General features: G+C 55.8%; 19 protein-coding genes. 10 read left to right on the top strand and 9 right to left on the bottom strand.

All coding sequences use genetic code 11. The annotated features are described in order from the left end of the window. The first annotated feature begins 136 nt into the window (after positions 1-136). Positions 137-1,741, top strand: coding sequence for an inorganic phosphate transporter (locus FHW17_RS22500; RefSeq protein WP_112527270.1), 1,605 nt, complete (start codon positions 137-139; stop codon positions 1,739-1,741). Positions 1,742-1,784: 43 nt separating this feature from the next. Here FHW17_RS22500 and FHW17_RS22495 read toward each other — a convergent pair whose 3' ends face one another. The 3 genes from FHW17_RS22495 to FHW17_RS22485 form a co-directional block, all read right to left on the bottom strand. After that, positions 1,785-2,627 (bottom strand): oxidoreductase, encoded by an 843-nt coding sequence (locus FHW17_RS22495; protein WP_112527061.1) that lies wholly within the window; start codon positions 2,625-2,627, stop codon positions 1,785-1,787. Positions 2,628-2,877: 250 nt separating this feature from the next. Then, on the bottom strand, positions 2,878-3,627 hold the full coding sequence (locus FHW17_RS22490; RefSeq protein ID WP_112527059.1) for an SDR family oxidoreductase: 750 nt from the start codon (positions 3,625-3,627) through the stop codon (positions 2,878-2,880). Between the two features lie 52 nt (positions 3,628-3,679). Further along, positions 3,680-5,155: an aldehyde dehydrogenase family protein gene (locus FHW17_RS22485; RefSeq protein ID WP_182510868.1), complete on the bottom strand. Its 1,476-nt coding sequence runs from the start codon at positions 5,153-5,155 to the stop codon at positions 3,680-3,682. 158 nt (positions 5,156-5,313) lie between these two features. Between FHW17_RS22485 and zwf the strand changes: the two genes are divergently transcribed. From zwf to edd, 3 genes are read left to right on the top strand one after another with little or no spacing between them, the layout of a single operon-like run. After that, complete coding sequence (zwf, locus tag FHW17_RS22480) at positions 5,314-6,783, top strand: glucose-6-phosphate dehydrogenase (protein WP_112527055.1); 1,470 nt, start codon at positions 5,314-5,316, stop codon at positions 6,781-6,783. A gap of 2 nt (positions 6,784-6,785) precedes the next feature. Beyond that, on the top strand, positions 6,786-7,484 hold the full coding sequence (gene pgl / locus FHW17_RS22475; RefSeq protein ID WP_182510867.1) for a 6-phosphogluconolactonase: 699 nt from the start codon (positions 6,786-6,788) through the stop codon (positions 7,482-7,484). A gap of 11 nt (positions 7,485-7,495) precedes the next feature. Continuing rightward, positions 7,496-9,313, top strand: a complete 1,818-nt coding sequence (gene edd / locus FHW17_RS22470; protein WP_112527053.1) for a phosphogluconate dehydratase — start codon at positions 7,496-7,498, stop codon at positions 9,311-9,313. Here edd and FHW17_RS22465 read toward each other — a convergent pair whose 3' ends face one another. Next, the gene (locus FHW17_RS22465; protein WP_112527051.1) at positions 9,314-10,276 is read right to left on the bottom strand and encodes a GlxA family transcriptional regulator; all 963 of its coding nucleotides are present in this window, start codon (positions 10,274-10,276) and stop codon (positions 9,314-9,316) included. A 38-nt stretch (positions 10,277-10,314) separates the two neighbouring features. Continuing rightward, positions 10,315-11,214: a bifunctional methylenetetrahydrofolate dehydrogenase/methenyltetrahydrofolate cyclohydrolase FolD gene (folD, locus tag FHW17_RS22460; protein WP_112527049.1), complete on the bottom strand. Its 900-nt coding sequence runs from the start codon at positions 11,212-11,214 to the stop codon at positions 10,315-10,317. A 211-nt stretch (positions 11,215-11,425) separates the two neighbouring features. On the opposite strand from folD, the gene FHW17_RS22455 reads away from it, so the two are divergent. Further along, the gene (locus tag FHW17_RS22455; RefSeq protein ID WP_091883379.1) at positions 11,426-12,679 is read left to right on the top strand and encodes a sarcosine oxidase subunit beta family protein; all 1,254 of its coding nucleotides are present in this window, start codon (positions 11,426-11,428) and stop codon (positions 12,677-12,679) included. Positions 12,680-12,681: 2 nt separating this feature from the next. Here the strand turns inward: FHW17_RS22455 and FHW17_RS22450 are convergent, their stop codons facing one another. After that, positions 12,682-14,859, bottom strand: coding sequence for a GumC family protein (locus FHW17_RS22450; protein ID WP_112527047.1), 2,178 nt, complete (start codon positions 14,857-14,859; stop codon positions 12,682-12,684). A gap of 235 nt (positions 14,860-15,094) precedes the next feature. Between FHW17_RS22450 and FHW17_RS22445 the strand changes: the two genes are divergently transcribed. Further along, a complete protein-coding gene (locus tag FHW17_RS22445; RefSeq protein ID WP_112527045.1) occupies positions 15,095-16,348 on the top strand; it encodes a lipopolysaccharide biosynthesis protein in 1,254 nt (417 codons plus the stop codon). A gap of 1 nt (position 16,349) precedes the next feature. Here the strand turns inward: FHW17_RS22445 and FHW17_RS22440 are convergent, their stop codons facing one another. From FHW17_RS22440 to FHW17_RS22430, 3 genes are read right to left on the bottom strand one after another with little or no spacing between them, the layout of a single operon-like run. Then, on the bottom strand, positions 16,350-17,213 hold the full coding sequence (locus FHW17_RS22440; protein WP_112527043.1) for a DUF6492 family protein: 864 nt from the start codon (positions 17,211-17,213) through the stop codon (positions 16,350-16,352). Continuing rightward, entirely contained in the window at positions 17,210-17,989 is a 780-nt protein-coding gene (locus FHW17_RS22435) for a WecB/TagA/CpsF family glycosyltransferase (protein ID WP_182510866.1), read from the bottom strand. Before FHW17_RS22435 ends, FHW17_RS22440 begins: the two co-directional genes overlap by 4 nt. Continuing rightward, positions 17,986-19,170 (bottom strand): glycosyltransferase family 4 protein, encoded by a 1,185-nt coding sequence (locus FHW17_RS22430; protein WP_182510865.1) that lies wholly within the window; start codon positions 19,168-19,170, stop codon positions 17,986-17,988. Before FHW17_RS22430 ends, FHW17_RS22435 begins: the two co-directional genes overlap by 4 nt. Positions 19,171-19,289: 119 nt before the next feature. Between FHW17_RS22430 and FHW17_RS22425 the strand changes: the two genes are divergently transcribed. The 4 genes from FHW17_RS22425 (at position 19,290) to FHW17_RS22410 (ending at position 23,320) form a co-directional block, all read left to right on the top strand. Next, on the top strand, positions 19,290-20,285 hold the full coding sequence (locus FHW17_RS22425) for a glycosyltransferase (RefSeq protein ID WP_182510864.1): 996 nt from the start codon (positions 19,290-19,292) through the stop codon (positions 20,283-20,285). Then, positions 20,254-21,561, top strand: a complete 1,308-nt coding sequence (locus FHW17_RS22420) for an O-antigen ligase (protein WP_182510863.1) — start codon at positions 20,254-20,256, stop codon at positions 21,559-21,561. Before FHW17_RS22425 ends, FHW17_RS22420 begins: the two co-directional genes overlap by 32 nt. A 73-nt stretch (positions 21,562-21,634) precedes the next feature. After that, the gene (gene proC / locus FHW17_RS22415; protein WP_112527036.1) at positions 21,635-22,450 is read left to right on the top strand and encodes a pyrroline-5-carboxylate reductase; all 816 of its coding nucleotides are present in this window, start codon (positions 21,635-21,637) and stop codon (positions 22,448-22,450) included. Positions 22,451-22,486: 36 nt separating this feature from the next. Next, positions 22,487-23,320, top strand: a complete 834-nt coding sequence (locus FHW17_RS22410) for an urease accessory protein UreD (protein ID WP_112527034.1) — start codon at positions 22,487-22,489, stop codon at positions 23,318-23,320. Positions 23,321-23,370 lie beyond the last annotated feature (50 nt).

The raw sequence follows: 23,370 nt of genomic DNA, 5'->3' as shown, positions 1-23,370 counted from the left end.
GTTTCCATAGTTTTTATCTGTCTCAAGCGTTAGACGCTCAATTGTTCCCGCGCAAGCTATCTTGCGCTGTCATCAAGAGTTCACGGGCGAGTCTTAGCTTTCCCCGGTGTTTGAATTCAATACTGGGGATTTTCTGATGACGGTAAGCAATGCGACTGACGCACGTCTGGTGAAAGACGAACACCCGCTCGACAAGCCAAACAATTTGGGGAACTGGCCGAATTATGCTGTGGTTGCCATCCTGATCGGCGGCCTTTTTTATGTAGGATATTCTCTTACCCAGGATCTGACCAGTTCGGTTGCCGTACCGTGGATTCTTCTCGGTCTTGCACTCGTCACCGCACTCGGCTTTGAATTCGTCAATGGTTTCCACGACACGGCCAATGCCGTTGCGACGGTGATCTATACCAATTCCCTGCCCGCCGAGATCGCCGTGATCTGGTCCGGCATTTTCAATTTCCTCGGGGTCATGACCGCAAGCGGCGCTGTCGCCTTTGGCATCATCTCCCTGTTGCCAGTGGAATTGATCATGCAGGTGGGCTCCAGCGCCGGTCTTGCCATGGTGTTTTCGCTGCTCACCGCAGCCATCCTATGGAACCTTGGCACCTGGTATCTCGGCCTGCCCGCTTCCAGTTCGCATACATTGATCGGTTCGATTGTCGGTGTCGGTCTGGCAAACCAGTTTCTGGCACCATCCGGCACTGCTACCAGCGGCGTTGACTGGTCCAAGGCGACTGAGGTCGGCATGTCCCTGTTGATTTCGCCGCTTGTCGGCTTTGGCATGGCGGCACTGCTGCTCATCGTCATGAAAGTGCTTGTGAAGAACAAAGCGCTCTATGAAGCGCCGAAGGGCCAGACACCTCCGCCTTTGTGGATTCGCGGTCTGCTGATTTTCACCTGCACCGGCGTTAGTTTTGCCCATGGTTCCAATGACGGTCAGAAGGGCATGGGTCTGATCATGCTGATCCTGATCGGTGTCGTGCCCACTTCCTTTGCGCTGAACCGCACCCCTGATATCAACTATCTCGAAGCCTACAAATCTGCCGCAACTGCCGCAGCAACCACACTGCGCACCTATGAAAAACCCGGCATCACCGTGACCGATGCCAATGCAGTGGTCAGCAATGCGGTGCGCAGCAAGACATGGAGCGATGAGACCACTGTCGCACTGCGCCAGTTCATCGAAAAGACCAATACAAGCATTTCGCCTTATGGTTCCGCGTCCTCAGTACCGGTTGGCATGGTCAGCAATACCCGTAACGACATGTACCTGACCGGTGAAGCGCTGAAACTGATCGACAAGGCCAAGCTGTTGCCAATGCAGCCTGCCGATATTGCTACCATCAAGACTTATCATCAGGCCATCGACAACGCGACGAAGTTCATCCCGACATGGGTGAAGGTTGCCGTCGCTCTGGCCCTCGGCCTTGGTACAATGGTCGGCTGGCGGCGTATCGTTGTGACCGTCGGTGAAAAGATCGGCAAGACGCACCTCACCTACGGGCAAGGCGCGTCGGCTGAACTGGTTGCCATGGGAACGATCTTCACTGCCGATACGCTGGGTCTGCCCGTCAGCACAACCCACATCCTCTCATCGGGTGTCGCCGGATCGATGGTTGCCAATGGTTCGGGCTTGCAGATGTCGACAGTCCGTAATCTGCTGATGGCCTGGGTGCTGACGCTCCCAGTCTCCATCGCGCTGTCATTCACGTTGTTCCTGATCCTGCGCCATATTATCTAGGCGCACGAAATAAAAATGGCCGGCATTTGCCGGCCATTTTGTTTTATTCCTTTGGCGCGTCGGCACCTTCCGTAACGTCAGCCCAGGCCACAAAATCGCGCTGGAGTTCAACAATCTTATTACGCGCTCCAGCCAGCGCCGCCTTGCCGAGCAACAGCCGCAAAGGCGGCTTTTTCGCTTCGACCGCCTGAATGATAGCTTTTACAGCGCGTACTGGATCGCCCGGCTGATTACCGCTGGAATTTCTGATCTGCTCTGCCCGCTGATCGGATGTCTCACGATAATCTTCGATGGTTCTCGGTGCTTCATTGGCCGAACGTCCGGCCCAATCCGTACGAAAGCCACTGGGTTCGACGATCAGAACCTTGATGCCAAGGTGAGCGGCTTCCTTCGACAGGGATTCCGAAATCGCTTCGACACTGAATTTGGTTGCGTTGTAGAAACTGACGGCAGGGTTGGCCACAAGTCCGCCGATCGACGAAATATTGACGACCATGCCAGAGCGTTGCTTGCGCATGACCGGCAGGACCGCGCGGGTCATGTTAACCAGACCCCAGACATTGATTTCGAACATTTTGCGGACTTCATCGATGTCGCTTTCTTCAAGCGAACCGAAATAGCCGATACCGGCATTGTTGACGAGCACATCAATGCGGCCAAACCGGGCTTCTGCCGCCTTGACCGCAGCCGCAATATCCTCGGTCTTGGTCACATCAAGCTTGAGAACAAGGGCATTCTCCTCATTGCCCTTGGCAAGATCTTCAATCTGCGCCGTGTTGCGCGCAGTGATAACAGTGGGATAGCCAAGTTCAAGCGTATGGCGCGCAAGCTCGCGACCAAAACCGGTTGAACAGCCAGTGATGAACCAGACGGGTTTCGATGTCATGACAGTGTCCTTGAAAGATGGGTTGCACCGTTGATCGGCGTGCGATCAACCAAAAGCAGCCATTGCGTGAATTGGACGACATTTTTGATGTAGGCCAATATGGGCTCGTTTCAAGACAAAAGCGTGTGATTTAATGGGAGTTGTGACCCTTAAATAGGTTGCTGTGGTGTGGTGCGTGGTTTGTGGTGCGTGGTTCGACAAGCTCACCACAAACCACGCAACAGGCACACTACAACGGTGATATCTGAACTTAAATACAGCGACCGCCATCCACCTCAAGCGCCACACCGGTGATGAACCCGGCTTCGTCGGACGCCAGCCAAAGCGCGGCATTGGCAATATCAAGCGGTGTGGAGAGGCGACCGAGTGGGATCGAAGCCTTGAACTGCGCGCGCTTTTCCGGCGTATCTTCGCCCATGAACAGGCTGAGCATCCCTGTTTCTCCCGCGACCGGGCAGAGGCAGTTGACACGGATATTCTTGGGCGCAAGTTCAACGGCCATGGATTTGGTTGCTGTGATCGCCCACCCCTTGGATGCGTTGTACCAGGTCAATCCGGGACGCGGGCGCAGACCCGCCGTGGAAGCAGTGGTGATGATGGAACCGCCGCCCTGCATTTCCATGATCGGCACGACAGCAAGCGTTGCATAATAAATCGCCTTCATATTCACGGCTGAAATGAGATCGAACGTGCTTTCGTCCACATCAAGCATGGAGCCATTGCGGTGGGTGAAGCCTGCATTGTTGACCATGATGTCGACGCGGCCGAACGTATCCATGGCAGCGGCGACCATGGCGTCCACGTCTTCCTTGCGTGACACATCAGCCTGAACGGCAATCGCTGATTTGCCAATGGCATTGGCAACAGTTTCAGCGCCCTTGTGATTAAGATCGGCGACAACGACATTTGCCCCTTCCTCGGCAAAGCGCTTCGCCATGCCTTCACCAAACCCGGATGCTCCACCGGTGATAATTGCTGTCTTGCCTGCCAAACGGGCCATGTCATTTCCTCATGCTTGTGATCTTGGATTGATTATTGGGGAGCGGGTCCAATCAATCGTGCCGGAACACGATCGTTTTCGTTGCGGACATATCGAAGAGCGCTTCAAAGCCTTTTTCACGTCCATGGCCGGATTTTTTGAAGCCGCCAAACGGCAATTCCACCCCGCCACCGGCGCCATAGGCGTTGACGAAAACCTGTCCGGCGCGAACTTTTTTGGCAACACGGTGCTGGCGCGCACCATCTTTGGTCCAGATACCCGCAACGAGGCCATATACGGTGCTATTGGCAAGCCTGACAGCATCGGCTTCATCGTCGAATGCAAAGAGCGACAGAACCGGCCCAAACACCTCTTCCTGCGCCAGAACAGAAACTGGATCAACCGCACCGAAAAGCACCGGAGCGACGTAATAACCTTCCAGAGGCGCATCGACATGAATGGAGCCACGGGCAACCACTTCAATACCTGTCGCTGCGGCGGCAGTGATAAAATTCTCGACCTTGTTCTTCTGGGCCGGATTGACCATGGGCCCGAGATCAAGGTCCATGTCGTGCGGCCCGGCCGCCAGCTTGCTGAAACGCTCGCCAAGTGCTGCGGCAACGTCGTTGTAAATCGGGCGCTCGATCAGGATACGGCTACCAGCTGAACAGGTCTGGCCACCATTCTGGATGATGGCATTGACCAGAACCGGTAAGGCTTTTTCCACATCCGCATCGGCAAACAGGATTTGCGGAGATTTGCCGCCAAGCTCCATGGTCACACCGCGATTGTTGGTGGCGGCGGCCTGCTGGATCGCTGTGCCGGTTACGGGCGAGCCGGTGAAGGTGACATAATCAATGCCGGGATGCGATGAGAGCGCCGCTCCTGCATCACGGCCATAACCGGTGATCACATTGAGAACGCCATCGGGAAAGCCCGCTTCAATGGCGAGTTCCCCAATGCGGATGGCCGCCAGTGAAGCATCCTCAGCCGGTTTGATAACCAGCGTGTTGCCCATGGCCAGCGCTGCACCAACCACGCGCGCCATGATCTGCATCGGATAGTTCCACGGGATGATCCCAGCAACCACGCCATGCGGCTCGCGCAGGGTGAGTGCGGTAAAGCCATCAAGGAAAGGGATCGTATCGCCGTGGATCTTGTCCGCAGCGCCACCATAAAACTCATAATAGCGCATGGTCGCGGCAACATCCGCCTTGCCCTGACGCACGGGCTTTCCGGTATCACGCGATTCAAGCGCGGCAAGTTCATCGCCATGTTCTTCAACAAGCTGGCCAAGCCGTGTCAACAATCGCCCACGCTCGAACGCTGGCATTCTGCTCCATGGGCCATGCTCAAATGCGTCCCGTGCAGCGCGGACAGCACGATCCACATCACTGGCATTGCCTGCCGGAATGGTTGCAAAGGGCAAACCATCGGACGGACACAAAACAGTGATCGTTTCTTGCGAGAGTGCGGCGACACGCCGACCATTAATGACATTCAGGAAATTCTTATCCTGCGCGACGATTCTGGAGAGATTCTGATCCATGACTGCTTCCTGCTTCACAGCAATCGTATTGGAATTGCGCCCGCTTGGGAATGCATTTTGACGCAGAAGTCGGATCGGGACTGGCCTTTTTAAATCGATTAGATTATATAGACCTGCATCTGCGAACGCACAATTTTGGCATAGCGAGACTCATTCTAATGACAAGTCAGATTATCCCGGTTGACCCTTTCGACTGCATCGTATTTGGCGGCAGCGGCGATCTTGCCGAGCGCAAACTGATCCCGGCGCTCTATCAGCGCCAGCGGGACGGTCAGTTGTCCGAGCCTACCCGTATCATCGGCGCATCCCGTTCCGCCATGTCCAACGAAGACTACCGCAAATTTGCGGAAGCCGCGATCAAGGAACATGTAAAGCCTGAAGAGATCGACAAAAAGCAGGTCGAACAATTTCTTGCCCGGCTCGCCTATGTCGCCGTTGATGCGACATCGGACAATGGCTGGGATGATCTGAAGGCAGCAATCGGCGATGCAAACAAGAACATCCGGGCCTTTTATCTCGCCGTCAGCCCGAACCTCTTCGGTGACATTGCCAGCCGTTTGAAGAAATACGATCTGATCACCGATCAGACCCGCATCATTGTTGAAAAGCCGATTGGCCGTGATCTCAAATCCGCTATCGCGCTCAATGATACGATTGGCAGCGTTTTCAACGAACAGCAGATTTTCCGTATTGATCACTATCTCGGCAAGGAGACGGTGCAAAATCTGATGGCGCTGCGCTTTGCCAATGCGCTGTACGAACCCCTGTGGAATTCGGCTCATATCGACCACGTCCAGATTACCGTGGCAGAAGCGGTCGGGCTTGAAGGCCGCGCCGGTTATTACGACACGGCGGGCGCGCTGCGCGACATGGTGCAGAACCACATGCTGCAGCTTCTTTGTCTCGTTGCGATGGAGCCGCCTGCATCCATGGATGCCGATGCGGTGCGCGACGAAAAACTGAAAGTACTGCGCTCACTCGCCCGTATCGATACAAAGAACGCTGAAGAACTGACTGTACGCGGCCAATATCGCGCCGGTGCTTCGGCGGGTGGGGCCGTCAAGGGTTATCAGGAAGAACTGGGGTCAACGAGCAACACGGAGACTTTTGTTGCCATCAAGGCCGAAATCGCCAATTGGCGCTGGGCCGGTGTTCCCTTCTATCTACGGACAGGAAAACGTCTGGCAACACGTGCATCGGAAATCGTGGTTTCGTTCAAGCCGATCCCACATTCGATCTTCGGTGAAAGCGCGGGCCGCGTGGTGGCAAATCAGCTGGTTATCCGCTTGCAGCCAGACGAAGGCGTCAAGCAGTGGATGATGATCAAGGACCCGGGTCCGGGCGGCATGCGCCTGCGTCACGTTCCGCTCGATATGAGCTTTGCGGAATCGTTTCAGGTACGCAGTCCCGATGCTTACGAGCGCTTGTTGATGGACGTGGTGCGCGGCAACCAGACCCTGTTCATGCGGCGCGATGAAGTGGTGGCGGCATGGCGCTGGGTCGACCCAATCCTCAAGGCCTGGACGGATAATGATCAGCCTGCCGCTGGATACACCGCCGGAACATGGGGCCCATCCGCCGCTATTGCCTTGATTGAGCGCGACGGACGCACATGGCACGAGACATGATCATGCAACAGACATTGAACAGTTTTGCCGACGGCAACGCTCTTGCGGAAGCTCTGGCAACAAGCGTTGCGGAGCATCTGCAAGCCGCCTGCGATATGCGTGGCAAGGCGGTTCTGGCGGTATCGGGCGGAACAACCCCTGCCCGCTTTTTCCAAGCATTGTCGGTGAAGGACCTGCCTTGGGAGAAGATCACTGTTACCTTGGTGGATGAGCGGTTCGTGCCGCCATCCAGTGACCGTTCCAACCAGAAACTCGTGACAGACCTGCTCCTGCAGAACGCAGCCGCAAAAGCCGATTTTGTCGGTCTCTATCACCCCGCCGCAACTACGGACGATGCGGTGAAAGCAGCAACCGCAGCCGTTGCCGCGTTGGGGCAGCCTTTCGATGTGACAATTCTCGGCATGGGCGGCGATGGCCATACGGCCTCGTTCTTCCCCGGGGGCAACAGGCTTGCCGATGCGATTTCGCCGGAGCAATCAGCGCTTGTTTTGCCGATGCAGGCTGATGGGGCCGGTGAGCCGCGCCTGACCCTGACCTTGCCGGTTATCGTCAAATCCCGCTTCGTTGTGCTGCATATTGAAGGCGACGGCAAAAAAGCTGTTCTCGATAAGGCGCTTGGCGATGGAGCAACCGAAGACATGCCTATTCGCGCAATCCTGCGCCACACGCCGATCAATCTTGAGATTTTCTGGGCTCCATAAGGAGAAAACCAATGACCGTCCTGCAAAGGGTCAAAAGCATTACCAACCGCATCCGTGAGAGGTCGATCCCGACCCGCGATGTCTATCTCGACCGTCTGCGCGAGGCTGCCTCCCACAAGCCAAAACGCACCGCTCTCGCCTGCGCCAATCTCGCCCATGGTTTTGCCGCCTGCGGACCTTCCGACAAAGCGGCGCTGGCTGGCGATGTGCTGGCCAATATCGGCATCATCACCTCCTACAACGACATGCTTTCGGCGCATCAGCCGTTCGAAAACTATCCGCAACTGATCAAGGCAGCGATACAGGAAGCGGGCGGCGTGGCGCAGGTTGCTGGTGGGGTTCCCGCCATGTGCGATGGCGTCACACAGGGACAGCCGGGCATGGACCTGTCGCTGTTCTCCCGCGATGTGATCGCCATGGCAACCGCCGTTGGCCTCTCGCATGACATGTTCGATGCGGCTATCTATCTCGGCGTTTGCGACAAGATCGTGCCCGGCCTTGTTATCGGCGCGCTGACATTCGGACATCTGCCTGCGGTTTTCATTCCTGCCGGACCGATGACAACAGGCCTTCCCAATGACGAGAAGGCAAAAACACGCCAGCTCTATGCGGAGGGCAAGGTTGGCCGCGACAAACTGCTGGAGTCGGAATCGAAATCCTATCATGGACCGGGTACCTGCACCTTCTACGGCACGGCCAATTCCAACCAGATGCTCATGGAAATCATGGGGCTGCATACGCCGGGCTCATCCTTCATCAATCCGGGCACGCCTCTGCGCGAAGCATTGACGCGCGAAGCGGCAAAACGCGCGCTCGCCATTACGGCGCTCGGCAATGAATACACGCCTGTTGGTGAGATGATCGACGAGAAGACAATCGTCAACGGCGTCATCGGCCTGCATGCAACCGGCGGTTCGACCAACCACACCATGCATCTCGTTGCCATGGCTGCCGCTGCGGGTATCAAGCTCACATGGCAGGATATTTCTGATCTTTCCGATGTGGTGCCGCTGCTTGCTCGCGTTTATCCAAACGGTCTTGCTGATGTGAACCATTTTCACGCAGCTGGTGGCATGGGCTATATTATCCGCGAGTTGCTGGATGCGGGCATGTTGCATGAAGACGTTAAAACCGTCTGGGGCGAAGGCCTGCGCGCCTATACGATCGAGGTCAAGCTCGGCGAAAATGGCACTGTGCAGCGCGATCCTATCCCTGCGGAAAGTGCCGACAAGAAGGTTCTTTCCACCGTCAAGGCGCCGTTTCAGTCAACCGGTGGCCTGAAGATGCTCAAGGGCAATCTCGGTACTGCTGTCATCAAGACATCAGCGGTCAAGCCGGAACGGCGAATCATCGAAGCCCCCGCACTAGTCTTTGATAGTCAGGCTGCATTGCAGGATGCCTTCAAGGCGGGAAAGCTCGATCGTGATTTCGTGGCTGTCGTCCGCTTTCAGGGCCCAAAGGCCAATGGCATGCCTGAATTGCACAAGCTGACACCACCGCTCGGTGTTTTGCAGGATCGTGGCCATATGGTTGCACTGGTAACGGACGGGCGCATGTCCGGCGCGTCAGGCAAAGTACCGGCGGCAATCCACGTAACCCCGGAAGCATTGAGTGGCGGCATTATCGGCAAGATCCGAGATGGCGATATTGTGCGGCTCGATGCGGAAATCGGAACGCTTGATGTACTCGAAGACCCTGACGTTCTCGCCGCTCGCCCCGATCCGGTTGTCGACCTCAGCCACAATGGCTATGGCATGGGCCGCGAATTGTTTGCAGCGTTCCGCAACGTCGTTGGCCGTGCTGATGAAGGCGCTTCGGTTTTCAGCTGATCAATAGGTGGTACGGCGCTCATCGGAGGGTGAGCGCCCAAACTGCGCCCGGTAGCTTTGGGCGAAATAGGAATGGGATGTGAAGCCCGTTGCCAGCGCCACATCAAGAATAGGCGAATGGGTCTGCCGCAGCAGTTCCCGCGCCCGCTCCAGCCGCAGGCTCATATAGTAGCGGCCGGGTGTCATATTGAGATGACGCAGAAATAGCCGCTCCACCTGCCGCACCGACAGACCAACGGCCTTGGCCAGACGCACCGCTGATTTCGGCTGTTCGAGATTATCGGCCATCAACTCGACGATCTTGCGCAGCTTTTCCGATTTTCCGGTGAGATCCCGTTCCGGACCGATACGCTGGCGATCGGTTTGCGAGCGGATGCGTTCGTGGTGGAACTGGTTCGCTACTTCATTGGCAAGGCTTGGGTCGAAATCCTGCCGGATAATCTCCAGCATCAGATCGATGGACGTGGTTCCACCCGCACAAGTATAACGCTTACGATCAATCTCAAACACATTGCCGGTACATTCAATCTGCGGGAAACGCTCCTGAAAGCCTGCACGGTTTTCCCAATGGATCGTGCAACGATGGCCTTCAAGCTGCCCCGCCTCGGCAAGGATGTAGCTGCCGATGTTCAAGCCACCCAGAGCAGCGCCGCGTCGTCCGAGATTGCGCAATGTCGCAATGACCTTGGGCTTTTCTTCAAACTCCGTGGTCAATCCGGCGCAGATGAAGAAAATATCGGCAACGGGAAGCTCTGCCAGTGAATATTGCACATTGATCTGCAAACCATTTGACGCGGTAACAGCCGCGCCCGTGGCAGACACGGTTGTCCAGGCATAGAATGGCTCTTCCGCCATGCGATTGGCCGTGCGCATCGTGTCGATGGCAGCGGCAAGGCTGAACATCGGAAATTTGTCGACAAGCAGAAAAGCGAAGGTTCTACTGACCTTGAGGGCTTCGGGCATATGCTGTTCTAACGACAATCCGTTTATAAACCAATGAATTAGAAGCGCGGTGGTGTTTTACCGACACTGCGATGGGCAGCGACCAGCGTATTGGCCATCAGCATGGCAATCGTCATGGGTCCAACACCACCGGGAACCGGGGTCAGCGCACCAGCCACCGGAGCAACATCCGTAAAATCCACATCGCCAACGAGGCGCGTCTTGCCTTCACCGCGCTCGGGAGCAGGAATGCGGTTGATACCAACATCGATGACTGTTGCGCCGGGCTTTACCCAATCGGCCTTGATCATTTGCGGGCGGCCAACGGCGGCCACAAGAATATCGGCATTGCGGCAAAGGCCCGGAAGGTCTTTTGTCTTGCTATGCGCAATGGTTACGGTCGCATTGTGCGCCAGCAGCAGGTTGAACATCGGCTTGCCGACAATATTGGAGCGGCCAACGACCACGGCATTCAGACCGGAAAGATCACGGCCCAGAATACGGTCGATCAGCAGCATTGAGCCCTCAGGCGTGCAGGGAACGAATGCGGTTTCGAGTTCGCCAGTGCCGAGTTTACCGACATTGATGAAGTGAAAGCCATCGACATCCTTATCGGGCGAGATGGTCTGGATGATGCGGCCGGAATCAATGTGCTTGGGGAGAGGCAGCTGCACAAGAATGCCGTGAATCGCCGGATCGGCATTCAGCGTTTCCACCAGCTTGACCAGTTCCTCCTCGCTTGTCTGTTCAGGCAAGGTATGCTGGACGGAATGGAAGCCGCATTCCCTCGCCTTACGCCCCTTATTGGCGACATAGACCTGACTGGCCGGGTCTTCACCCACGATCACCACAGCAATACCGGGTGTAACGCCGGTGGCCTCAATCAGCTCGGCGGCTGATAGTTTGACCTTGGAAACCACGTCCTCGGCAATTTGCTTGCCATCAATCGTCACTGCCATGTGCTGCTCCTGGGCATCTCGCTTCGGGAATGGACGTCATTCTGAGGATTCTTTGGCAATACAATACCGCCAGAACGGCGTTCACTGACGCAATAACGAAAGCAGCCGATAAGGGCAATGCGATGATGTGACCCAAGGAGCACGCTGGGGCTTGCGAATGTGCCAAATCCACGCATGATCACACTACTCCGCCTGCAAACTGGATTCGTCGATGCGCTATTCCGCTTTCTCCCTTCTCAAGAACGCCCTCAACGGCAATAAGGACTGGAAGCCTGCATGGCGTAAACCCGATCCGAAACCCGCCTATGATGTGGTTATCATCGGCGGCGGACACGGACTTGCAACGGCCTATTACCTTGCCAAGGAACACGGTATTCGCAATATTGCAGTTGTGGAAAAGGGCTGGCTCGGCTCCGGCAATATTGGCCGCAATACAACTGCGGTGCGCTCAAATTATCTTCTGACTGAGAACCAGCATTTCTACGAAGCGTCGATGAAGCTGTGGGAAACAATGTCCCATGACCTCAACTATAATGTGATGTTCTCGCAGCGCGGCGTGGTCAACCTTGCGCATAATCTGCCGCAGCTTGATGTTTATGTCAGGCGCGGCAATCAGATGCGGCTCAATGGCATTGATTGCGAGTTGATGAATCCCAAGCAGCTGGAAAAGCTTATTCCCGGCCTCGACATCAGCGGATCGGCCCGGTTTCCGATCATTGGTGGCTTGATGCAGCGCAGTGCTGGTACAGCACGCCATGATGCGGTGGTCTGGGCCTATGCCCGTGCAGCGGACCAGCTTGGCGTCGATATTATCGAGAATTGCGAAGTCACCGGCTTTATAAAAGACGGCGACAAAGTTACTGGCGTCATGACGACGCGTGGCCCGATCAATGCCAAGAAGACCGCCTGCGCCGTGGCTGGCCATACCAGCGAACTGATGCGCCGGGCGGGTGTCGACCGGTTGCCGCTTGAATCCCATGTCCTGCAGGCATTCGTCTCGGAAGCATTGAAGCCCGTGGTCGATACCGTTGCGACCTTCGGTGGTGGACACCTCTATTTCAGCCAATCGGACAAGGGCGGCCTCGTCTTTGGCGGCGATATTGACGGCTACAATTCCTATGCGCAGCGCGGCAACCTGCCTGTTGTGGAAGATGTGATGAGTGAGTTTGTCGCTCTCATGCCCGCGCTGGCCCGCGTCAAGCTGCTGCGTTCATGGGGCGGGATCATGGATATGTCTATGGATGGCTCGCCCATCATCACGACGGGACCACTGCCGGGCATGTATCTGAACACTGGCTGGTGTTACGGCGGCTTCAAGGCGACACCCATTTCGGGCAAGTGCTTTGCATGGACCATCGCCAAGGACGAGCCGCATCCACTATCGGCGCCGTTTACACTCGACCGTTTCTATCGGGGCTATGTCATCGATGACAAAGGCATGGGACCGACGCCCCGCCTGCACTAGCATCATTCGCCGCCGGAGCGTTGCCGCAGGACATCGCGAATTTCAGCGATGTCCGCGAGCATATCCTCAATATTGGAATTGGCATGCTGGCGTTTGGCGACTTGAAGATCGGCATATTCATAGAGGAACTGTGCAACCGCCACCTGATCTTCATCGGGCGTTGTTTCGTCCCCATCTGATGTCTCATCGAAATCCGGAGCGAAACTACGTGTTTGCGCCTGTTTGATTGCCGCGCCCAACCGCGATTCCAATGCGGGTGCTGGCGTATCGGCTTCACTGCGCAATGGTCGCTTTGCGCCAGAAGGCGAATCCGGATCAAAAGGCGCGTCGTTCTCCGTGCGGGCTGTCTTCAATTCGCCATTGCTGCGGAAACTATCAATCATGCCGCGCAGCATCGCTATGCCAAGCCCGGCAAGAAGCCCCGCCAGAATACCGCCAATGACGATAATTTTCCGTGAACCACCGGTGGATTCGAGAGCCGGACGCGCTGGCGAAATGACGCGAATATTGGTGCTGTTGATCCCTTCAAGCTCGCCGGTTTCCTTGGCGCGCAGCATGAAAGCCTCGTAAACTGCACGTTTGGCGGTAACTTCCCGCTCAAGCTCGCGCAGTTTGATCATATTTTCATTCGTACCAGCCATGCGCGACTTCAACTGCGCCAGTCTGCTTGCGAGGTCCTGCTCCTGCTGCACCGAACGCTTCAGCTCGACCTGCACAGAGGAGGCAATGCGATCAAGTTCGTTGCGGATTTCCTTACGGATACCGTCAACCTGCGTCTGCGCCTGAATCAGCTGCGGATGACGCGGGCCAAGCTTGGTGGCCAACCCATCGGCCTGTTGTTTCAGAGCGCCATATTGCGAGCGAAGCGCAACAATGACCCCGGAGCGGAATTCCTCGGGCAGTGTATTGTTACCAAGAACACCTTCAACCGATGTGCCACGAATGGAAGCCGCCTGTGCATTAAGCTTTATGGTCTGGTTGCGCGCCGCCGTCAGTTCGTCACTGGTTCTTGAAACCTCGTCATCGCTGATCAGACGACCCTGTACGTCGACAAGATCATTCTCCGCCTTGTATTTCTGAACGGCGTTTTCAGCCGATTCCACACCGAGGCGCATATCGTTGAGCCGGGCCGTGAGCGAATCCGTCGCCTGTCTGGCCGAGTCGGACTGGATATTGCCCTGCTCTTCCCTGAAAACATCAGAAACCGTGTTGGCGATGAATGCAGATTTTTCCGGATCGCGCGAATTGACGGTGATGTTGAAAATGAAGTTTTTCGAACTCCGCGCAACATCCATATGTTCGTTCAGATTGCGCAGAAGCAGTGTCTCGCGGGCTGTGGCATCGGGCGTACTATCGGTCGAGAAAAGCTCGCGGAGAGCGGCAAATATTCCCTTATCCTTGAGATCGCCATTAAATTCAGGGTCTTTGGCCAGACCTGCACGATCGATCACCTTGGAAAGAACGCTGCTCGACTGAATAATCCGCAATTGGCTTTCGGCAATGGCAAGCGACGCATCAATAGGCAATTGGCCCGGCGCGATTTCCTTGTCCGTCAATTTGAGATCGCGCGGATCAACGAGCAATTCCACATTGGAATAATAGAGTTTTGGCACGGTCATGGCATAACCGGCGCCCAGCAGCGCGCCGATAAGCGTCGTCGCAATGATCAGCTTTTTGGAATTGACGATGTGCGTAAGAACAATACGCGGATCAACCAGCGGTTTCCATTCGTCGCTGTCATTTTCAATCCGGCGAACAGGCTTTGCGACAGAAACGACTGTGGGTGCAGGCTCTGCCGGTGCCTCATTCCGCAAGACAGCTGTTTGCGCAGGCGCAGCGGGAGGAACTGGCTCGGTTGGCGGATTGTCATCAATGCGCCGGTTGAGTTCGGCCTTGATTGCAGCCATATCGGCACGCATGCGGTTTACCGCATCCTGTTCGGCTTCCTCATCTTTGAATGTGTGTTCAGGTTCAATCGCTGGTGTAATCTCACTGCTCGCTGCCAGTCGCAGGGCACGCATGCGCTGATAGTGCTCCAGGTCCTCGACCCGCCTTGGTGACTGGTCCGGCTCAATAAAATCGGCACGCGGGGAGGCCTCACCCGCCGTTTCCGGCTGGCTGGCGAACGAGAGAAGCGAGCGCCGAGGCCGCTTTCCTGTCTCGTTGTCCCGATCACCCATCTTTATCCGCACTCCAAAACAACCGTTCAATACAACTCAACCCCGAGCGAACGGCCCACGGTTAACCCAACCTAAAGTTCTATGGAAAATAAATCGTTAATCATCCATGAAACACTCTGCTATCACCCATTTTAATCAGACCACGATATCCCGTTCCAACACGAGCCATTAAGGCTTTTCAGTATAGAACGGCGGAAGTTTGTGCGGGACGTTTAACACCCGCAGGGGAAAAGATTTGATAGCGCGTCATGTGAAGGCCAATGCGGCGCTCATTCGCAATTATTTCTCGGTGATCAGCGGATCAGCGGGACGGCTTGTTATTTCTCTTGCCTACTTCGTCGCGCTTGCCAACACATTGTCGATTGCCGAATTTGGCCTCTTTGCCACCGCATCGGCAACCGGTGTGGTCCTGTCGCGGCTGGTGTCGTTTGGGTTCGTATCGCCGCTTTACCGCATTTCGACGGTCAAACCCCAATTGCTTGGTGCCTATACCGGCGGCTATCTGGCAGCGGTCGTGATTTCCCTGCCCATTTTTGCGTTGGCCGCTTTCCTCACACATCTGGTGTTTTTCGGGGCGGATCTGGCGTTTGGGGTTTTTGCCGTCATCGTTGCAACCGAGGCCCTGCTCTGGCGTTCGCTTGAGGTTGTCGTGGTCGTCAATAATGGCCTCAACCGTTTTGGCCGCGCGGCCTTGCTCGTTATCATTGGCACTGCCTTGCGCGCGATTGCGGCAGTTCTTTTTGCATTCTCCAGTTTGACTACTCTGGGCGCATGGAGCTGGTGGTATGCGGGTGCCAACGGCGTCGCGCTCATCATCGCTATCGTGTTCTTCTACCCAAGGGTGAAACTGCGGCTCATTCCTCAGCTTTATTACAGGCGTCTTGCGGATTCGTTTGCCGTCGCGGGTGCTGAAATCCTGTTCTATATCCAGATGGAACTCGACAAGCTTCTGGTGCTCGCCGTGGGCGGACCACAGACCGCAGGTGTCTATGCCATCGTTATGCGGCTTGTAGACCTGACGGCCCTGCCCGTCCGTTCATTCAACATGATGCTGGTGCAGAAACTGATGCGCACGCCTGATATGTTGAGATCGCTGAAAATTCGCGGCGGTTTAGAGGCTGGTGTTTTCGCCGTTTCAACACTGGGTCTCATCGCGCTTGCCGTATTTCTGTATATTTTTCCACGCGCCCTGGGCTCGAATGTTGCTTCGGTTGTCGCACTTCTGCCGCTCGTTGTTCTGGTTCCCGGACTGCGCAATCTCATCGAATATCAGGCTGAGCTGCTTTATGCGCGCGGACAATCTGGCTTGCGCGCCCTTAATCTCGGATTGCTTGCACTTGCCAAAGCGGGATTGCTCTCATGGCTGCTGCTCACATTCACCGCAGTCAATGACTGGCTGATATGGCTCAATGCCATGTTCGCAGCCATTTACCTGCTCTCCACATGGCTGACTTATCGAGCCATCCGGAAGCCGGCGCGGCGCGTGTGATTTAACCGTTGACCAATTTGCGGATGCGGGCGGTGTCAAAGCCGATGAAGGATTGTATGCCGATAGCGACCTGTTCTGGCGTCATGGCTTCCACAAAGGCCTGAAACTCTTCCTCCGTCGGGGCGGGCTCAACCCAGTATATCCGGCAGAATTCGGCGCTATCATGGTAGTGCCCCTTTGCCATGAGCACTTCATCGGCATAGCGGCCATAAATCATGCATTCGGAAAAACGGCGCTCGCGACCAATCGCGGCAATCCAGTGCCTGCTGGACAGCTTTTCGATGTGGCCGCACATGGACAACAGGGCATCACGACGCCAGGCAATCAATGTGCTGATATAATCATGACCAACAGGGCTTACGGGTTCGATCCCAAGCAGGCGACCCGCCTGCTCTGACCAGATGCGCTGATCGTCCGCAACGGGGCGCAGCAATTCAGCATCCCGCCGAAACAGCCGCAAAGTATCGCCGTGCCAGTTGGACGCACAATCGAACGGGCGCAGAAAAGCCACGTCGGAATCCACATAAAAAAAGGCGTCTTCATCGGCATGCGAGGCAATGGCGATGCGGCGAAACTGTTGTACGTGCCAGCCACGCAATGGCATTGTTCGCGGCGACAGCCAGATGCGCTTGCGGCCAAAACTGAGCGGATCGGGAAATGGTTTGATCCAGCCGGGCAGCAGATCGTTCTCATCCACAATGATCCGGCGCGGCCCTTCAAGCTGGCGAAACAATGCCATATCCCGATGTTCAACCAGAATGTAATGGCGCGTATAGCCGGTGACGAACCGGTCAATCGTCTCGCAAAGCAATTTGCAGCGCTCAAAATCCGGCGCATAGCTGGCTGTGACGATTGCGGTTCTCATCGACTGACCCTTACGCCTGTCGCGAGCGTGCGAAGCACCCTGAACAGAAAACGCGGATTGCCCAAAACGTAGCGACGCCAAAGCCGTTTCGGTTCCTGTGAAAACCGGTACAGCCACTCCAGACGCAGTTTCTGCATCCAGCGTGGTGCCCGCAACACAGCTCCGGCACGAAAATCCAGGAGGGCTCCAACGCCAAATGCCAGGACACAATGTTCCGCAGTCAGCTTTTCCCGCATGAAGAGTTCCTGACGCGGCACCCCCATCGCAACCAGCAGGATGTGGGGATGATAGTCCGCAAGGCTCTGCAAAATGCGCGGCTCATCGGATGGCGCAAAGAAACCGTGGCTGATAACGCGGTATTCATGCTGCGGGGCGTTTTCTTTCAGGCTTTCCGCCGCTTTCTCGACCACGCCGGGGCGTGTGCCGAGGAGCCCGATCCGCAAAGGCGGGGTCAGTGCTCGGAGCAGCGCGGGCGTGAAATCGGTGCCATTCAAGTTGTTGGGAAAGGTTTTGCCATGAAGCAGCTTCGCGGCAATGTCGACACCGACGCCATCGGGCAGAACGAGGAACTCATCCAATGCATTGCGAAAACGAATATCGTCTTCCACCAGATTGGAATTGTGCGCATTCAGCCATGTGACAAGTGTAAAGCGCTTCTCATCGATTAAAGTGTGCAGATGCTGGATGGCGTCATCCCATGAAAGCGCCAGCACGGAAACACCAAGGATAATATGTTGCGGAAGTGCGTGGTGCATCGAGAGAAGAGCCGGGCTCATGGTCCAACTCTTCCCAAAGAAGCGCCAAGCGCATCAAGCCCGAGACGAAGCTGTGAATCAAACCGGGCCAATTGCGCGGCGCGAAACGCTTCACCCGAACAGGTCAGATCCTCACCGGCGCGCACCCGAGCCACCATAGCCCCAATCGCTTTGGCGAAGGCTTGCGGATCATCGGCCACAGCACAATTTTCCGGAATACTAGCTATGCCTCGCACCGACAGGGATGTCGCAACGCTGGGCAGTCCCATCTCAAACGTCTCGATGGTCTTGAGCTGGACACCCGTTCCGGCACGGCTCACCAGCGGGACCAATGCGCAAGAACGGACAAACTCGGTCGCATCCGGCACCCGACCGGCAAAATTAACGTTTGGCCACGCCGCTTTCAAATCAGCCGGAATGCTGCCTGCAACCGTAATTCTTATGTCCTTGTCGAGGTGCGGCGCGACTTCACGCAGAAACCATTCAAGGCCAATGCGGTTTGGTTGCCACGTCCATGTGCCAATCAGACCAAGATCATGCTCGATTTTGCGATGGGCCATTTTGCCGGTGTCGGCGCCTGTTACCAGCGGAAGTTCTGCAGCCCGGCCAGTGTCAGCAAGGCCCAACGCCTTGATATCCTGTTCAGCCAATGTGAATACAAACGAAGCCCGGCGGCACAAACGTCCTTCCAGTCCGGCCAGCAACCGCGACTCTCGCCGGAACAGAATCTTTTGCACGAGACTGGTGGCTGCCTGCGCATTCTCCCAAGCCGAATGATGTTCGACATTGTGAGCAACGAAGATTTGCGGCTTGTCAGCAAAGCAGCCTTCAAATGCACCTGATAGCGTAACACCATTCAGCACATAGGCATCGAAATTGCCCGATGATCCGATGGCGGCACGCAACTTGTCTTGCGAAATAATTCGCAGCTTGGCCGAAGAGACAGTCAGTCCTGTTACAAGAGCTTTGCCAAGCCATCGCAGCTTCTGGGTAAGGCTTGCGGTGTCGTTCCGCACATCGACTTCACCAAGAACGATGGTGTTGTCCGGGTCTGATGGTGAACTGCCCGGCCAGATGAAACCCAATACAGTCACATGGATACCGGCCCGCACCAATCCATCAATGATTGCCGCATTGGCAATCTCATAGCCTGTGGTTGGTTTTCCATCAGGAACCAGCGATGTTACAAATAGAAGATGCATGACTGGCCCAAGCTGAGGTCTGGCTTCTCACTAATGGAATTGTATGAACAATGTAATGAAATCTTGAACAAATGACACATATAGGTTGATTATATCAGGCAACGGGCACAAATCCATTTATGGCAATTGACCTTCCAGACAACATAACGGTTTTTGCCTGCTCCCCCGAGCTTGCACCCGAGACAATTCACGTTGTCGTCACCCTGCCGACGTTCAAACGCCCTGAGCATTTGTTGAAGACGCTGCGCTCGCTGAAAGAGCAGAACACCCCACGTCATTTTGCAATTATCGTCATGGAAAACGAGGCAGAAGAGCAAGATGGAGCGAAGGTTGCCGGGCCATTGTTCGAAAGTGGCGATTATAAAGGGCTTGTGATCATCGCGCATGATCGCGGCAATTGTAACGCTTACAATGCCGGTTGGCTGACGGCGCTCAAAACCTTCCCGAATTTCAAATCGCTGGTTGTCATCGATGATGATGAGATAGCCAGTCCGGACTGGTTGGAGAATTTACTGCGAACACAGGAAACTTATGGTGTCGATTTTGTCGGCGGGCCGCAGGTTCCTGTCTTTGCCAAGCCGGAGCATCAGGTCTGGGCCAAGCATCCGGTGTTCAGCCCGCATTATTCGCAGACTGGTCGTGTCCCGATTATCTATTCCTCGGGCAATCTTCTTGTCAGCCGCAAGGTGCTGGAAGCTATGCCGTTTCCATTTCTGGATATCACCTTCAATTTCATGGGTGGCGGCGATTCTGACTTTATCAGCCGGAGCGTTGTTAAAGGTTTCACCGCCGCGTGGTGCGCCGAAGCGCCTGTATTCGAAACCATTCCCGAACGGCGCGTACAAGCGGACTGGATCAGGGCCCGGGCGCTGCGCAACGGCGTGATTTCGACGCTGATCGAGAAACGCAAGCGGGCACAGGAACCCTTTGGCGGATTGAAGACAGTGCTGAAAAGCATTGCCCTGCTGGCCCTGTCGCCCTTCCGCGCGATCGTCAAAATTACCCAGACGGGCTCGTTGTCCATCGGGCTCTATCAGGTCTATATTGGCCTTGGCCGCATTCTTGCGGAATTTGGATATTCCAATGAGCAGTATCGGCAACCTGAAAAGAACTGACGCGATCAGGGACCTGCCCGTTCGCTTGATCGCCAGCTTTGCTGCGGCATTTATCCTCTGTTGCCTGCTGGTTTCATTCCGGCCATTTCAGGCGGTAAGCGCTGCTGGCACAGATGGCGGCGGCGATATCGTCAATCAGCTGGGATTTGGCGCTCTTGGTGCCGTGTCTATCCTTGCGATGCTGACACTCTCCGAGCCACGCACATTACTGGCGCTGATCAGCCCGATGTGGCTTGTCATGTTCGGCTTTCTCATTCTGTCGACTTTCATCGCTGTCGATCCTTCATCGGCGCAAAGAGCCGTCATTTTTACGCTAATCGGCATTATCTGCGTTCTCGCGGTTCTGTCTGTACCGCGAGATGCCGACGGCTTTTCGCTCGCCTTTGTTATCGCAGCGCTTGCCGTACTCATCCTCTCCTATATTGGCCTTGCTATTGTCCCGGACCTTGCAAAACACACGGCCAGCGAGATTGAGTCCGAACATGCGGGGCTCTGGCGCGGTATTTATGCGCACAAGAACATTGCCGGTCCGGTGATGGCGGCATTCTCGTTCGGCGGAATTTACCTGATCCGGCGCGGCTGGCGCGTGGTGGGCTGGACGGTACTCGTTCTCGCACTCTGGTTTGTCGCTCACACAGGGTCCAAGACAAGCACGGCGCTTGTGCCGCTTGTCATGTTCCTTGTGATGTTCCCCGGCCTGTTCGGTCTTCGTGTGCTGGCATCACTGACGATAGCAGCCGCTCTCATCGGCTTTTTTGTGTTTACGATAGGCAGCCTTTTCATACCCGCCAGTCACAATCTTCTCGTAGATTTCGGAACAGATCCGACATTTACCGGGCGCACGTCCATCTGGACGTTTGCGCTGGAGAAGCTCTCAGCCACGCCGTGGCGCGGATTTGGTTTTGAAAGCTTCTGGGAAGCGCCCGTCGTGCGTGAAGCGGAGAATCCGAGCTACTATCTCGATTGGGACGTGCGCGGTATCGTCCATGCGCATAATGGCTATCTCGATATCGCCGTTGGCATGGGCTATCCGGCAATGGTGTGCGGTATCATCATCCTCGTGGGTTTTCCGCTGATTGATTATGCCCGCTGCCTGAAGAAACGGGAGAATATCTATCTCTCCGATTTCTTCATGATGGTACTTACCTTTTCGCTCATGAACGCATTTCTCGAAAGCTTCTTTTTCCGCCGTGTTGATCCCGTGTGGCTTCTGGTGGTCATGGCCGTGTTTGGCCTGCGTTTGACGGCGCGTATTCCCATTCTGACCCGCAGCTAAAATCTCCTTGAGGCAGTTGACCCGGCACAATGGAGCAGATCAAAGTGCCGCCATATGATTTGGGAGAAGACGAATGGTTGATAGCGTTGTTCTGGTTGGTTGCGGCAATATGGGTTTTGCCATGCTCAAGGGGTGGCTCGACGCGGGCATATTGAAGCCGGAACAGGTCCATGTCGTCGAACCGACCGATGCTTTGCGGGACCGTGCGGCGTCGCTCGGGGTCAATGCAGTCGCCGATGCCGCCTCGCTCCCCGCCGATCTCGAACCCCGCGTGATCCTTGTTGCCGTCAAGCCGCAGGTGATGGGCGATGTGCTGCCTGCCTACAGGCGCTTTGCCGAACAGGCGACATTCGTCAGTGTTGCCGCGGGTATTACGGTGAATTTCTTTGAACAGCGTCTTGGTGGCCATACGGCCATTATTCGCACGATCCCCAACACACCCGCCGCCATTGGTAAGGGCATGATCGTCACCTTCCGCAATCCCAATGTTAGCGACAATGATGCAGCATTTGTGGATGCGCTTTTGAAAACAAGCGGAGCCGTTGCATCGGTGGACGATGAAAGCCTGATTGATGCAGTGACAGCGGTTTCCGGGTCTGGCCCGGCTTATGTGTTCCATTTCATCGAAGGTCTAACGGAAGCCGGGGTTGCCGCCGGCCTGACGCGTGAGATCGCCGGTCTTCTGGCAATGCAGACGGTTTACGGCGCGGGAGCGCTTGCAGCGGCCAGTTCCGATACACCAACAACGCTGCGCGAGCAGGTGACAAGTCCGAATGGCACCACGGCGGCGGCCCTGAAAGTTCTCATGAGCGGGGACAGGCTGAAAAACCTTCTGACCGAGGCCGTACACGCGGCACACCAGCGCGCCATTGAGCTTGGAAAAGTTTGAGCTTTCACAGCTCATCAGGCTGCGCTAGCGTGAGGTATGAACGTTCACCCGTCGCTTGATTTGATGCCTGAAGCCAAGCCGCAGCGCGCCTATGGTCACGCGCGGCTTACTGTAAAAGCGTCCGGCGGACGAACACGCATCGCAACGCTCTATCAGGAGGGTTGCGCAAAAATTCGCCTGCCTGACAGGGACGATGCCCGGCTTGAAGCCGTGATGATCAACACATCCGGCGGTCTTACCGGCGGCGATGAAATGCGCTGGCAGTTCGACGCGGGCAATGATTGCCATGCGCAGATAACCACACAAGCCTGCGAACGTATCTACAAGGCTTCATCGGCCGTTGCCAATGTGGAGACGACGCTCTCAATCGGCGAGAATGCCAGCCTTGCGTGGCTTCCTCAAGAAACGATCCTGTTCGAGCGTTCGGCTTTGAAACGGACATTGACGGTGCATCTTGCCGAAACAAGCCGGGCATTGATCGTTGAACCAGTGGTTTTTGGCCGTAAAGCCATGGGCGAAGATGTGCAGAACTGCCTCTTCCGCGACCGCTGGCGTATTTACCGGCAAGACAAGCTTGTTCACGCGGAAGACTTTGCAATTGGTTCGGATACAGCGTCCATGCTTGCCCGCCCCGCGCTGCTTGGCGGTATGCGGACAATGGCGACTATTCTACTGCTTGATCCCGATGCCGAACGTGATCTGGAGCGCACTCGAAAAATAATTGGCGAAAAAGGCGGGGCTTCTGTCTGGTCTGGCAAGCTTCTTGCGAGGCTGGTGGATGAGGATGCTTATTCCCTGCGGAAACGGCTGATACCACTGATCGAACTGCTGAATCAAAAGGCAGGCGTGCCTAAAGTCTGGTCAATCTAAGATCGGAACTTAGTCACACACAACAAACATGGGATGGCCAAGAGGACAAA

The sequence above is a fragment of the Phyllobacterium sp. P30BS-XVII genome, assembly GCF_014138335.1.
Classification (GTDB): domain Bacteria; phylum Pseudomonadota; class Alphaproteobacteria; order Rhizobiales; family Rhizobiaceae; genus Phyllobacterium; species Phyllobacterium meliloti.
This window is presented reverse-complemented; position numbering and strand designations above follow the sequence as displayed.

Bases quoted from the DNA above. Each gene is read 5' to 3' on its own strand.
- FHW17_RS22435 (WP_182510866.1), bottom strand. From the start codon at position 17,989: ATGAGCCCGGCTCTTCTCTCGATGCACCACGCACTTCCGCAACATATT.
- FHW17_RS22485 (WP_182510868.1), bottom strand. From the start codon at position 5,155: ATGGATCAGAATCTCTCCAGAATCGTCGCGCAGGATAAGAATTTCCTG.
- FHW17_RS22430 (WP_182510865.1), bottom strand. From the start codon at position 19,170: ATGCATCTTCTATTTGTAACATCGCTGGTTCCTGATGGAAAACCAACC.
- FHW17_RS22450 (WP_112527047.1), bottom strand. From the start codon at position 14,859: ATGGGTGATCGGGACAACGAGACAGGAAAGCGGCCTCGGCGCTCGCTT.
- FHW17_RS22440 (WP_112527043.1), bottom strand. From the start codon at position 17,213: ATGAGAACCGCAATCGTCACAGCCAGCTATGCGCCGGATTTTGAGCGC.
- folD (WP_112527049.1), bottom strand. From the start codon at position 11,214: ATGGCAGTGACGATTGATGGCAAGCAAATTGCCGAGGACGTGGTTTCC.
- FHW17_RS22425 (WP_182510864.1), top strand. From the start codon at position 19,290: ATGGCAATTGACCTTCCAGACAACATAACGGTTTTTGCCTGCTCCCCC.
- FHW17_RS22490 (WP_112527059.1), bottom strand. From the start codon at position 3,627: ATGGCCCGTTTGGCAGGCAAGACAGCAATTATCACCGGTGGAGCATCC.
- FHW17_RS22495 (WP_112527061.1), bottom strand. From the start codon at position 2,627: ATGACATCGAAACCCGTCTGGTTCATCACTGGCTGTTCAACCGGTTTT.
- FHW17_RS22410 (WP_112527034.1), top strand. From the start codon at position 22,487: ATGAACGTTCACCCGTCGCTTGATTTGATGCCTGAAGCCAAGCCGCAG.
- FHW17_RS22500 (WP_112527270.1), top strand. From the start codon at position 137: ATGACGGTAAGCAATGCGACTGACGCACGTCTGGTGAAAGACGAACAC.
- proC (WP_112527036.1), top strand. From the start codon at position 21,635: ATGGTTGATAGCGTTGTTCTGGTTGGTTGCGGCAATATGGGTTTTGCC.
- edd (WP_112527053.1), top strand. From the start codon at position 7,496: ATGACCGTCCTGCAAAGGGTCAAAAGCATTACCAACCGCATCCGTGAG.
- zwf (WP_112527055.1), top strand. From the start codon at position 5,314: ATGACAAGTCAGATTATCCCGGTTGACCCTTTCGACTGCATCGTATTT.
- pgl (WP_182510867.1), top strand. From the start codon at position 6,786: ATGCAACAGACATTGAACAGTTTTGCCGACGGCAACGCTCTTGCGGAA.
- FHW17_RS22465 (WP_112527051.1), bottom strand. From the start codon at position 10,276: ATGCCCGAAGCCCTCAAGGTCAGTAGAACCTTCGCTTTTCTGCTTGTC.
- FHW17_RS22420 (WP_182510863.1), top strand. From the start codon at position 20,254: ATGAGCAGTATCGGCAACCTGAAAAGAACTGACGCGATCAGGGACCTG.
- FHW17_RS22455 (WP_091883379.1), top strand. From the start codon at position 11,426: ATGCGCTATTCCGCTTTCTCCCTTCTCAAGAACGCCCTCAACGGCAAT.